10 protein-coding genes are annotated in these 11923 nt (G+C 68.6%); 6 read left to right on the top strand and 4 right to left on the bottom strand.

Annotated features, from left to right (window positions below):
• Positions 1 to 2 precede the first annotated feature (2 nt).
• A complete protein-coding gene (locus AB0I34_RS10325) occupies positions 3 to 2246 on the top strand; it encodes a glycosyltransferase (protein ID WP_360442626.1) in 2244 nt (747 codons plus the stop codon).
• Between the two features lie 21 nt (positions 2247 to 2267).
• Here AB0I34_RS10325 and pseI read toward each other — a convergent pair whose 3' ends face one another.
• Positions 2268 to 3317: a pseudaminic acid synthase gene (gene pseI, locus AB0I34_RS10320; RefSeq protein WP_360442623.1), complete on the bottom strand. Its 1050-nt coding sequence runs from the start codon at positions 3315 to 3317 to the stop codon at positions 2268 to 2270.
• The gene (locus AB0I34_RS10315) at positions 3314 to 3835 is read right to left on the bottom strand and encodes a GNAT family N-acetyltransferase (RefSeq protein WP_360442620.1); all 522 of its coding nucleotides are present in this window, start codon (positions 3833 to 3835) and stop codon (positions 3314 to 3316) included. Before AB0I34_RS10315 ends, pseI begins: the two co-directional genes overlap by 4 nt.
• 83 nt (positions 3836 to 3918) lie before the next feature.
• On the opposite strand from AB0I34_RS10315, the gene AB0I34_RS10310 reads away from it, so the two are divergent.
• Complete coding sequence (locus AB0I34_RS10310; RefSeq protein ID WP_360442617.1) at positions 3919 to 5487, top strand: family 10 glycosylhydrolase; 1569 nt, start codon at positions 3919 to 3921, stop codon at positions 5485 to 5487.
• 3 nt (positions 5488 to 5490) lie between these two features.
• Here the strand turns inward: AB0I34_RS10310 and AB0I34_RS10305 are convergent, their stop codons facing one another.
• Positions 5491 to 7941, bottom strand: a complete 2451-nt coding sequence (locus AB0I34_RS10305; protein ID WP_360442614.1) for a hypothetical protein — start codon at positions 7939 to 7941, stop codon at positions 5491 to 5493.
• A 108-nt stretch (positions 7942 to 8049) separates the two neighbouring features.
• Here AB0I34_RS10305 and AB0I34_RS10300 point away from each other — a divergent pair, with 108 nt between their 5' ends.
• The 4 genes from AB0I34_RS10300 to AB0I34_RS10285 are packed head-to-tail and all read left to right on the top strand — an operon-like array spanning position 8050 to position 10481.
• Positions 8050 to 8241, top strand: coding sequence for a hypothetical protein (locus AB0I34_RS10300; protein ID WP_360442611.1), 192 nt, complete (start codon positions 8050 to 8052; stop codon positions 8239 to 8241).
• A gap of 11 nt (positions 8242 to 8252) precedes the next feature.
• Complete coding sequence (locus AB0I34_RS10295; protein WP_360442608.1) at positions 8253 to 8504, top strand: acyl carrier protein; 252 nt, start codon at positions 8253 to 8255, stop codon at positions 8502 to 8504.
• Positions 8501 to 9742: a class I adenylate-forming enzyme family protein gene (locus AB0I34_RS10290; RefSeq protein WP_360442605.1), complete on the top strand. Its 1242-nt coding sequence runs from the start codon at positions 8501 to 8503 to the stop codon at positions 9740 to 9742. The genes AB0I34_RS10295 and AB0I34_RS10290 overlap by 4 nt, the downstream gene beginning before the upstream one ends.
• Positions 9732 to 10481: an SDR family NAD(P)-dependent oxidoreductase gene (locus tag AB0I34_RS10285; RefSeq protein WP_360442602.1), complete on the top strand. Its 750-nt coding sequence runs from the start codon at positions 9732 to 9734 to the stop codon at positions 10479 to 10481. The genes AB0I34_RS10290 and AB0I34_RS10285 overlap by 11 nt, the downstream gene beginning before the upstream one ends.
• 49 nt (positions 10482 to 10530) lie before the next feature.
• On the opposite strand, the gene AB0I34_RS10280 is transcribed toward AB0I34_RS10285, so the two are convergent.
• The gene (locus AB0I34_RS10280) at positions 10531 to 11922 is read right to left on the bottom strand and encodes an FAD-binding oxidoreductase (RefSeq protein WP_360442599.1); all 1392 of its coding nucleotides are present in this window, start codon (positions 11920 to 11922) and stop codon (positions 10531 to 10533) included.
• Position 11923 lies beyond the last annotated feature (1 nt).

Raw genomic sequence — 11923 nt, 5'->3', positions numbered from 1 at the left:
CCGTGAAGCCGCGGTTGAGCGTGGTGGTGCCGTTCTACAACGTCGGTGAGTACATCGGCGAGTGTCTGGACTCGATCGCCCGGCAGACCTGGGCCGACTTCGAGGCGATCCTGGTCGACGACGGCTCCTTCGACGACAGCACCGTGGTGGCGAAGGAGTTCTGCAGCCGGGACTCCCGGTTCCGGCTGGTCCAGCAGGACAACGCCGGACTCGGGCCCGCACGCAACACCGGGGCCGACCACGCCACCGGCGAGTACGTCGCCTTCGTTGACAGTGATGACCTGGTCACGCGGCACGGGTTCGGACTGCTGGTCCGGACGTTGGACCGCACTGGCTCGGACTTCGCCGGCGGCAACGCTCGGCGGTTCAACAACAGCTACGGCGTCCGGCCGTCGTACCTCCAACGGCAGTGCTTCACCCGCGACCGCCTCGCCACCCACGTGTCGGAGACGCCCGAGCTCGTGCTGGACCGGATGGTCTGGAACAAGGTCTACCGGCGATCGTTCTGGAACGAGTACGGCTACCGCTTCCCGGCGATCCGCTACGAGGACTATCCGGTGACGCTGAAGGCGCACCTCGACGCGGTCACCGTCGACACTCTCGCCGCCCCGGTGTACTTCTGGCGTGAGCGCGAGTCGGGTGACTCGATCACCCAGCAGAAGTTCCAGCTCGGCAACATCCGTGACCGGGTCGTCTCGGCGGAGATGGTGATGGACCTGGCCGATCGCGCGCTGCCGTCGATCCGCCGGCGGGTGCACGCGCACTTCACCCAGATCGACCTGCTCGCGGTGCTGTCGGCCTTCGGTACTGTGCCCGCGGACGAGGAGCAGCAGCTTCTCGGGCTCACCCATGAGCTGCTCGATCGGCTCGACCAGTCGGCGCTCGACGAAGCACCACGCTTCGACCGGTTGCAATACGCGGCGCTCCGGGCCGGCGATGTCGGGCTGCTCCGGCGGCTTGCGCAGTACCGCAGCGACGGCGGACCGGTCGGTGACGTGCGTGCGGTACGTCGCTCGCGGAGCTGGCAGCTCGACTACCCGGGTGTGCGTGAGGCCGCCGTACCGCTAGAGCTGTATCAGGCGTCGGACGAGGATCTGACGTTGGCGACGACCGTGCGCGAGGTGGCTTGGGTCGGCGGCAAGTTGTCGGTCAAGGGGACGGCCGAGATCCGGCATCTGGCGACCAAACGATCCTCGAGCCTCCGGATCGCGCTCGTCATCGCCGGGAAGTCGTATCCCCTGCGGGTACGGCGGTATCTCACGACGGACCTGCATGGCGACACGGCGTTGGTCGGGTTCGAGGTACTGCTGGGTCGCGAACTGCTCGTCAAGTGCACGGCTGGTCCGGCGCACTTCGACGTACGGATGAGGTCGGGTCGTGTTCGGCGGCGGGACACCTTACGCGGGCAAGGGCCGGGCAGCCCGGGGTGGCCGCCGGGGGCGTGGATCGACGAGACGAACTGGATTCAGCCAGGTCCCGGCAGGGACGATGCGTTCGCTGTCCGGCGGCTGTCGGATCCGTGCCGGTTGACATCGGTCGAGCAGACACCGGATGCGTTGGTGCTACACGGGCGGTCGTCGTTCGACCAGCCGTCGTTGTTCGTCACCCGGCCGGTGGCGGGCGGCGAGGAAGAGGTCCCGCTGGAGGTCGAGGGGCGCGACTTCACCGCGCGGTTGCCGATCCGGCCGATCATCGAGGAGACGAATCCGGACGAACCCTTCACTCAGCGGACGACGCGGGCGTTCCGGCTGCGGGGTCGCGAGGGTGAGGAACAGGTGCTGTTGTGGACGGCCGGAGACCGCCTGGTCTCGCGAGCCGAGAGCGGCCGGGCGGTGATGCTGACGCGCTCCACCGGCGGGTACGTGAACCTGCACGAGTCGCCGATCCGGACGACGGCGACCGCCGCTGTTGCTGCGGGCAACATGTTGATGGTGCGCGGCCCCGACTGGGGTGACGTCGAGTTCGCCTGGCGGCGCTACCTGCCCGACTCCGACGATCATGTCGACGTGGCCTGCCGCCAGACCATCTCGGACGACGGCTGGGCGGCGGTCGTGGACCTCGACGCGCTGATTCCGACCCAGTCGGCGCAGGACTGGATCCTGTTCGCGACAACGCCGGACGGTTCGTCGCACGCGGTGCAGTGCGAGCCCTTCCTGTCCAGCCGGCTACCGCTGACGATCTCCCGCGGCGCGAACGTTCTCGCCGTACGTCCACATGCGGGCACGCTGCACGTCGAGGTGCGGTAGCCGGTCAGAGCAGGTCTCAGGTCAGAGCAGGTCCCAGGTCAGGGGAGTGCCGGCCTTGGCGTCGGTACGGAAGGGGCGGCCCTCGACCTGGGTGAAGGCGTCCGGGGCGAGGCCGCCGGCGGGGCGGACGGAACGGACGTTCTCCGGGCCGACCACATCGCCGGCCTTGACGTCCTGGGTGACGTGCAGGGAGCGGCGGAAGCGGAGGACGTTCTGCTCGGCCTGCTTCGGGCCGATGACCGGCTCGCCGAGCGCAAGCTGGGCGACGCGCGTGCCCTCGACGAGCGACTCGAGCTCGGCCGGCTCCAGGGAGAAGGCGGAGTCGACGCCGCCGTCGATGCGCTTGAGGGTGACGTGCTTCTCGATCACGGTGGCACCGAGGGCGACCGCAGCGATGGCTGCGCCGATCCCCATGGTGTGGTCCGAGAGGCCGACCTGTACGCCGAGGGCGTCGCGGAGCACCGGGATCGCGCGGAGGTTGGACTGCTCGGGCGGTGCCGGGTAGCTCGCCGTACACGACAGGACGATGATCTGCTCGTTGCCGGTGGAGCGGGCCGCGCGGACCGCGGCGTCGATGTCGGTCAGCGTCGCGGAGCCGGTGGAGATGATGAGCGGCTTGCCGGTCTCCGCCATGCCGCGGACCAGCGGGAGGTCGCCGATCTCGTTCGAGGCGACCTTGTACGCCGGGACCTTCAGCCCCTCCAGGAAGTCGATCGCGGTCGGGTCGAACGCCGAGGAGAACGCGACCAGCCCGAGCGACGCGGCCAGCTCGAACAGCGGCTCGTGCCACTCCCACGGCGTGTGCGCCTCGTGGTACAGGTCGTACAGCCGCGCGTCGCTCCACAACTCGTGCTCGGCCGGCAACCGGAAGGCCGGCAGGTCGACATCGAGCGTCATCGTGTCCGCGGTGTAGGTCTGCAGCTTCAGCGCCTGCGCACCCGACTCCGCGATCGCCCGGACGATGTCCTTCGCCCGCTCGAGATCGCCGTTGTGGTTCCCGGACATCTCTGCGATGACGAACGGCTGGTGGTCCGGACCGACCGGCACGCCGCCGATCTCGATCGTGGTCACTGTTTGTTCCCCTGACTGCGGTCGTTTCTTCGGTCCTGCCTGCGCAGGCTGATCGGAATTACGGTGATCTCGCGGCCGTCGGCGTACCGCTGCTCCGGCGTCCCCTCGGTGAAGCGGAACCGCCGGTTCATCTGCCGCACCACCGTATTGTGCTCCAGCACCTCACCGGTGAGCACATCGAGGCCGAGGTCGTCGAACGCGTACGACGACGCATCGCGCATCACCTCGATCCAGGCCGGCAGGGTCTCACCCCGCTCGGCCAGGCCGTCGGCGTCGAGGAAGAACCCCCAGGCGGCAGTGGATCCTTCGATGTCGAAGAAGTTCACCACACCGGCCGTCGTACCGGCGCGCTCGTAGATCAGCACCCGGCGCGTCGGGTCCCCCGACGCCTTCGCCCACCACGCAGCGTGCTCGTCCGCATTGATCTCGTGGGACGTGATGCTGGCGTCGCGATTGGCCTGCTGATTCCGAAACCGCCGGATCGTGTCGACATCGTGTTCCGTGGCTCTGCGCAGCATGTACCCAACCTAGCGTCTTCTCTCCAGCGGCTCGATGTGTAAACATCTTTCGAGTTCATCGCTACAGATGGTCGGAGAGTGACATGAGAGTCTGGCGAGTCATGGGCGTCCTCGGAGTGACGGCAGGTCTGTTGCTGAGCGGCTTGTCCGGTACGGCGTCCGCCGCGCCGGCACAAGCGGACGACGCGCGCTGCGCGCCGAACGCGAAGACACCGCTCCGGCAGTTCCGTGCATCCTGGGTGGCCTCGGTGGTGAACATCGACTGGCCGTCCAGGACCGGGCTGTCCGCGGCGCAGCAGCAGGCCGAGCTGATCGGCTGGCTGGACGATGCGGTCCGTCAGCGCCACAACGCCGTCATCCTCCAGGTGCGTCCGACCGCGGACGCGTTCTGGCCGTCCAAGGTCGAGCCATGGTCGCAATACCTGACCGGCCGGCAGGGCGGCAACCCCGGCTACGACCCGCTCGCGTTCGCCGTCGCCGAGGCGCACAAGCGCAACCTCGAGCTGCATGCCTGGTTCAACCCGTACCGGCTCTCGATGGGCACGGACATCAACACCCTCGTCCCCGAGCACCCCGCGCGGCAGCACCCGGACTGGGTCGTCACCTACGGCGGGAAGCTGTACTACAACCCCGGCATCCCGGCGGCCCGCAAGCTGGTCGAGGACGCGATCATGGACGCGGTGTCGAACTACGACATCGACGGCGTGCACTTCGACGACTACTTCTACCCGTACCCGGTGGCCGGGCAGGTCTTCGACGACGCGGCAACCTACGCCGAGTACGGGGCCGGCTTCTCGACGCTGGCCGACTGGCGGCGGAACAACATCGACCTGCTCATCCAGGAGCTCGGCGACCGGATCAAGGCCGCCAAGCCGTGGGTGAAGTTCGGCATCTCGCCCTTCGCGGTCTGGCGCAACAAGGCAACGGACCCGGAAGGTTCCGACACCACCGCCGGCGTGCAGACGTACGACGACCTGGCCGCGGACACCCGGAAGTGGGTCCGCGAGGAGTGGATCGACTACATCGTCCCGCAGGTCTACTGGGCCGGTGGGTTCGCCGCGGCCGACTACAACAAGATCGTCCCGTGGTGGGCCGACCAGGTCCGTGGCACCGACGTCCACCTCTACATCGGTGAGGCGACGTACAAGGTCGGTACGTCGACCCAGTCGCCGGACTGGATGGACCCGGTCGAGCTGAGCGACCACCTGGCGTTCGACAGCACGATCCCCGAGGTTAAGGGCAACATCTACTTCTCCGCCAAGGACGTCCGCGCTGATCGCCTCGGTGCGACCACACTGGTCAACAACACCTGGTACACCCGGCCGGCGCTCATCCCGGCCATGCCTTCACTGGACTCGCGTGCACCCCTGCCAGTCCACGCTGTCCGGGCCACTCGTACGGACGACGGTGTGGAGCTCGCGTGGCGCCGTACGTCGTCCGACACCACGTCGTACGCCGTCTACCGTCGTGAGCTCACCGCTGGCGACCACTGTCCCGACAACGACGCGCGCAACCTGATCGCCACGATCCGATCGACGGAGTCCTACCTGGACACCACAGCCGTACCGGGCAAGGCGTACATCTACACGGTGACCGCACTGGACCGGCTCTCCAACCAGAGCGTGGCGATCCCAGCTGTGATCCTGCGCTGACGCTCAGGGGCTCGGGAATCCCGGCGTGGTGGTGATCTGCGTCGGGACCGGGCCGGTGGGGAACGACGGCGTGAAGCTCTCGTTCGGGAGGCTGCCGGTCGGGAGGCTGCCGGTCGGCAAGCCAGGGGACGTCGGGAAGCCAGGGGACGTCGGGAAGCCAGGTGTGCCGGTCGGGAAGCCCGGCGTCTGCGACGGGGTACCCGTGGGTGATGGGCTCTGGGACGGGAACGGGTTCGCCGGCGGCGGTGGGTAGAGCTGGTAGACGCGGACCGAGCCGTACTGGAAGCGGAGCTCTGTCAGGCGGTCCAGGTCCTTCGGCGGTGCGCTGACGCGTTCGTCCAGCAGCAGCCACTGCACGCCGTACTTGGTCCGCAGTGTCTCCAGCTTGTCGCGCGTGGGGTCGGTGAACACCTCGTCGTTGAGCCGGAGCGTCTCCTCGTCCCAGTACTTGCTCTGTACGCCGTCCGGGTACGTGTCGTCCACTCTGGTCTGGTAGGCCCAGCCCTGTACGAGCACCCGGCGTTCGGCGTACCCGGAGATCCAGTAGGAGCCGGTGAGGCAGTGCGAGGCGCGGGCGCGGTGGCAGTGCAGGTTGGTGGCGATCAGGTCGTCGGACCCCGAGTTCCGCCGGATGAACCGGGCCGCGTCGATCCCGCCCGGTGCGATCGACTCGTACTCCGTCAGCGGTGGGGTGGCGAATGTCCGCAACGACACCACTGTCGGCGACACCGTCGTCCCCAGCAGTACTGCGACGGCGATGAGAGCCCAGGTACGCCGTGAGCCGCGCAGGACGAGCCCGAAGACGCCGATGCCGATCGCTGCAATCACCAGTGCGACCACAGGGCCCTGCCCGAAGCAGTTGGCCGACGCACACGTGTCCTCCGACCGGTAGCGACCCCAGTAGATCGCGGCGACCCCGATCAGGAGTGCGACGGCCGCGATGGCGAACTGGCGGCGCTCCAGCGATGCGAGACCCCAGGTGGCCAGCAGAACGCCGTAGATGAAGCCGGTGCGCACGAAGAAGAGCTGAGTCAGGCCGTCGTCGGACAGCACCGCGGCAGCCACGATCGCGGCAAGGAAGCCGGCGACGAGGAACACCGGCATCGGATCGCGATGCACGCGTCGCCTGATCAACAGCGCGCCAACAGCCGGCATGACCCAGCCGAGCACGACCACGGCGCCGATCACCGCGACTGCTGACCCGCCGTCCATGCGGTCGGCCAACTGGTCGAACGTCGTACCCGGCTTGAAGAGCACACTGGACGGTGCGCCGCCCAGTACGACGAAGAAGGTCAGCACGTACGCCGCCGCAACGCTCACGCCGAGCACCAGCGCGCGGAGGTTGAGACGCCCGGCGCGGACAGTCAGATAGATCCACGCTGCAGCCAGTCCGGCGGCGTAGACCGGCAGTGTGGTCGCCTTCGTGAGTGCAAGGGCCGCGATGAGCACGCCGGCCGTGACGAACAGCCGGAACAACTGCCCTCGCGTCTGGCCGGGCTTGCGGCGCAGAAGCAGGGTGGTGACCGCGATGAGCGGCAGCAACAGCACTGTGGAGAACGCCTGCGGCGGATTGGTCAGTTGACCGAGCGAGAACGGACTCTCGGTGAGGACACGGTCAGACACGGCCCACGGCCAAGCAGTGAGGTCCCCGGCGACCACGGTCAGCCCAGCTGCGATCGGCGCTGCGACAGCGCGGCCGGTGAACAGCATGCCGACGGCTGCCGCACCCAGCACGGTCAGCAGGATCCAGGCGAACGGCGCGATCCGGTGCGTCAGAACGTCGAGAGGGATGTTCGTGAGCCAATGCGACGAGGCGATCTGGTCGTACACGGCCCAGTGGTTGGTCACCCACCGGCCATCGGCGTACGGGACCTTCGGTGGGAAGTGGTGCGTCAGTTCAGCGGCCAGTGCGAGGTTGTGCGGCGCGTCCGAGTTCGGCCGCAGGGCACTCGGGCCGTTCAACGGGATGAGCTGCGATCCGACGCGGACGAACCACGCGGCCACCACGCCGACAACCACCATCACGCCGGCCGTCGCCCACCACGGCGTCGGCCGCTCGGGCAGCTCGCGGCGCGGCAGCGCCCGATACATCCCGAAGGCGAGCGCCGGCATCACCAGCGCCGCGAACGGCATCCGGAACACCATCCCGATCGGGTAGAGCAGCGCCTCGACGGCCAGTCCGAAGGCCGTCCCCAGGACGACGTCGGTCGTGAACCAGCCGGTCCCGCCGGTGAGCCGCCGCCAGAACATCGTGCCCGGTACGACGATGACGACCAGGAGATACCCGAGATACGCGCCCGGCATCCAGGGCGGATGCTCCTGCAACGCCACGAACCACGCCAGCGGCAGCACCGGCAGACTCGCCATCGCCGCGACCCGCGCACCACGTACCCGAGCCGCACGTCGACCCCGGCCGGCGGACATGCGCTTCGCCCGCCGGCCTGGTGTGATCACCGGTGAAGTCTATGAGTCGCCGGAGTCGCACTCGCAGGAGGCGAGCCGTTTACCGGATCGAAGATCCCCGTTACACTCGGTGACCGCTCAGGTCGAACGGGAGGTCCGATGATCGCCCTCCACATCGCCGGTCTGCCGGTCGAGGAGATCCTGCTCGCCGCCGTCGCGGCCGCGTCGCCGCTGATCGCCTTGATCGGCTGGGAAATCTCGAGCCGGGTCAAACGACTGAAATCCCTGGTCCGGCGTCGCGCCGTCACCCCGCCGAGGGAGCCGCCGCGAGCCGGCGAGCGCACAAGCTAGGCTTTGGCCTCATGAGTTCGATAGCGCGTGGCAGGGTCAGGGAGTTGATGGGTGAGGTGATGACGGCGCAGGGAAAGAACTTGCCGGCCGACGACACCGCCGATCTGCGAGAGATCGGGTTCCGGTCGCTGGACTTCTCCGAGCTGGCCCTCCGGGTCGAGGACGAGGTGGGGGACGAGCTGAACTTCGATGCCCCCGGGCTGCGCCGGATCGCCACTGTCGGCGATGTGCTGGACTTCATCGAGCAACTTCAGTCGGCGTGACCGCGCCGCGCCGGACCACCGCTCTCATCGGTGACGACAACACAGTGGTCGTCGCCGGGAAGAGCGTGACTTGGCGGACCCTGCACAAGCTTCCGCAGTTGCCCTCGCCGGCGGCCGTCCTGGTCGACAACGGTGCGGACGCGCTGGCGGCCGTGCGCCACCACGCCGTCCACGGCACGGAGCTCCTGGTCGCGACCAGATCCCGCGTCGACGAGCGGATGCGGGCGGAACTGGGCGAGTCCGGTTTCGCCGTCGTCCTCCCCGACGGTGACGTGAAGCCGGCAAAACTCAAGCGGGTCGAGGAATCCGGCCGCGCGTGGCTGCTCACCTCGGGTTCGACCGGTCGCCCCAAACGCATCGGCCACACCCTCGAGACCCTCACCACGGTCACCGGCGAGCAGCCGCCTCGCACCTGGTTGCTCCCGTACGCCCCAGGCACGTACGCCTGGTGGCAGGTGGTCACGCTCTCACTGACACACGCCGATCAGGGCCTGGTCGTGATCGAGCCCGACGAGCTGGAGGAGTGGCCGGTCATCGCCGCCGAGCACGGTGTCACCGCCGCCTCCGGTACGCCGACCTTCTGGCGCCAGGCCATCTACCGCGATGCCGACGCGTTGGCCGCCGTGCCACTGGAGCAGATCACGCTCGGTGGTGAACCGGTGGACCAGGCGATCCTCGACCAGTTGCGTGAGGTCTTCCCGAAGGCCCGGATCTCCTGGATCTACGCGTCGTCCGAGGTCGGAGCGTCGATCGTGGTCCACGACGGGCTTGCCGGGTTCCCGCGCGAGTGGCTGGACCGCACGCCCGATCTGGATCGGCCGCTGCTGTCGGTGGACGGAGACGAGTTGGTGATCCGCTCGCCGCATCACGGTGCCGGACTGGTCGGCGCGGTGCACACCGGCGACCGGGTCGAGTTCGTCGGCGACCGGGTGCTGATCACCGGCCGGCTCGACACCGACGAGATCAACGTCGGCGGTTCGAAGGTGTCGGCCGGCATCGTCCGCAACGTGCTGATGGGCCATCCGGGCGTCTCCTGGGCGCGGGTGTTCGCGCGGAAGGCGCCGCTGGTCGGACGGATGGTCGCCGCCGAAGTGGTGCGGAACCCGACGCTGGGTCCGCTCACCCACAACGACCTCGTGCAATGGTGTTCGAGTCGCCTGCCGGACTACGGCGTACCGCGGCGGATCACCTTCCTCGACGAGATCCCGCAGAAGGAGACACTCAAGAGTGAAGTCTGAATCCAGCGGGGTCCCGCCCGCGTCCGTCGTCCTGGTCTCGGGCGGATCCCGCGGCCTCGGGCTGGCGATCGTCAGCGATCTGCTCGCCGCCGGGCTGAAGGTCGCCGCCTTCGCCCGGACCGTGACCCCAGAGCTGACGGCGCTCGGCGAGAAATACCCGGACCACCTGTACTACGGCTCCGTCGACATCAACGACCCCGCGGCCGGACAGGCGTTCGTGCGGGCGGTGGAGACGGCGCTCGGACCGATCGACGGCCTGGTCAACAACGCCGCCATCGGCCAGGACTCGCTGCACGTCCACACCTCGGCCGACCAGCTCGCCGAGATCATCAGGACGAACCTGACCTCGCCGCTGATCCTCACCCGCTTCGTGCTGCGCCGCATGCTCGCGAAGGGCTTGAAGGGGCGGATCGTCAACGTCACCTCGATCTGCGCGCAGCGCGGCTACCCGGGCCTGGTCGCGTACTCCGCCACCAAGGGCGGCATGGACGCCGCCACCCGCTCGCTCGCCCGCGAACTCGGCGGACGCGTGCTGGCGAACGCGGTTGCGCCCGGCTTCTTCGCCTCGGAGATGTCCGCGGTCCTGGGCCAGACCCAGCTCGACCAGATCGTCCGCCGCACCCCCACCGGTCACCTGACCGAGCCCGACGAGGTCGTCCCGGTGGTCCGCATGCTCCTGCTCGACCAGACCAACATCAACGGCCAGGTCCTGGTCGTCGACGGCGCCGCGTCCATCTAGGACGAAGTCCCGGGTACGCCGAGCGTCGTCGGCGTACCCGGACTGTCGGTCAGGCCGGCTTGATGTTCTGGTTGCGGTGGAACACGTTGTCCGGGTCGTACTTCGCCTTGATCTGCGCGAGCCGGTCGTACTTGTCGCCGTACGACGCCCGCAGCCGGTCCTCGTCCGGGTCGGTCATCCCGTTCACGTAGCCGCCGATGGTGCTCGCATGGGGCTGCAGTGCGTCCCACAGCCCGCGGACCCAGGCCCGCTCCGCGTCGAACATCGACGGCTCCGGGCAGATCGCGATCGAGAAGACCGCGTACCGCTCGGTCCGTCCGCCGCCGAAGGCGGTGGCGTCGTCATCGGCCTCGAGGTAGGCACCATCGAGGTGGTAGAAGAGCACGACCGACATCGGCGAGGTCTTCCGGGGCACCTGTTCGGTGATCGCGTCGATCGCGCCGTCGGTCAGTGCGTCGAGGTAGATGCCCTTCTCGTAGTTGTAACGGCCGAAGTCGTTCGCCTCGTCCAGCATCTGCTGCAACGCGACGTACGGCATCGGTGACGCGAACTCGAACAACGGCGGCAGCGCGGTACGGATGCGCTCGAGTGCCTCGGCGTGCTCCTGCGGGGAGCCGAAGCCGACCACGACCAGCGCATAGCCGGGCTTGAAGTGGTGCTCCGGCGGGACGAAAGGCGCGGGCGGCGCGTTCAGGCAGGCGATCACCACGTTGAGGTCGCGCGGCAGGCTCGGGATGACGTCGCGCGCCATCCGCAGCGCCTCGGCGCCCTGGTCCAGGCCGAAGAAGATCATGCCGAGTTGCACCATCGGTCCGGCCTTGTGCAGCCGGAACTCGAACTCGGTGACCACGCCGAAGTTGCCGCCACCGCCGCGGAGCGCCCAGAACAGATCCGGGTTCTCGTCCTCGGCCGCCCGCAGGATGCTGCCGTCCGCGGTGACGATCCGCACGGACTCCAGGTTGTCGATGCTGAGGCCGTGCTTGCGGGTCAGCCAGCCCATGCCGCCACCGAGCGTCAGCCCACCGACACCGGTGTGGCTGATCATGCCTGCCGGCACAGCCAGACCGTGGGCCTGCGTGGCCTCGTCGAGGTCGCGCAGCAGCGCCCCGCCTCCGACGCGGACGCGGCGTACCTCCGGATCGACGATGACCTGGTTCATCCGGCTCAGGTCGATCATCAGTCCGTCGTCGACCGACGACGCTCCGGACATGCTGTGTGAACCGCCCCGGACGGCGATCTCCAGGTCGTTGGCGACGGCGAACCGGACCGCGGCCTGGACGTCCTCGGCGGTCCGTACCTGGGCGATCACGGCGGGACGCCGGTCGTGCTGCGCGTTCCAGAGCCGCCGCGCGTCGTCGTACCCGTCCTCGTCCGGGGCCAGCACGGCCCCCTCCAGTGCAGCGCGTAGTTCGTCGAATCCAGCTTCCGCAAGCTGAGTCATG

It is taken from the genome of Kribbella sp. NPDC050281 (assembly GCF_040655855.1).
Classification (GTDB): Bacteria; Actinomycetota; Actinomycetes; order Propionibacteriales; family Kribbellaceae; genus Kribbella.
This window is presented reverse-complemented; position numbering and strand designations above follow the sequence as displayed.

What these genes read in the sequence shown, in the direction of transcription:
- AB0I34_RS10315 (WP_360442620.1), bottom strand. Translation starts at nt 3,835, where the DNA reads ATGCTGCGCAGAGCCACGGAACACGATGTCGACACGATCCGGCGGTTT.
- AB0I34_RS10310 (WP_360442617.1), top strand. Translation starts at nt 3,919, where the DNA reads ATGAGAGTCTGGCGAGTCATGGGCGTCCTCGGAGTGACGGCAGGTCTG.
- AB0I34_RS10300 (WP_360442611.1), top strand. Translation starts at nt 8,050, where the DNA reads ATGATCGCCCTCCACATCGCCGGTCTGCCGGTCGAGGAGATCCTGCTC.
- AB0I34_RS10295 (WP_360442608.1), top strand. Translation starts at nt 8,253, where the DNA reads ATGAGTTCGATAGCGCGTGGCAGGGTCAGGGAGTTGATGGGTGAGGTG.
- AB0I34_RS10280 (WP_360442599.1), bottom strand. Translation starts at nt 11,922, where the DNA reads ATGACTCAGCTTGCGGAAGCTGGATTCGACGAACTACGCGCTGCACTG.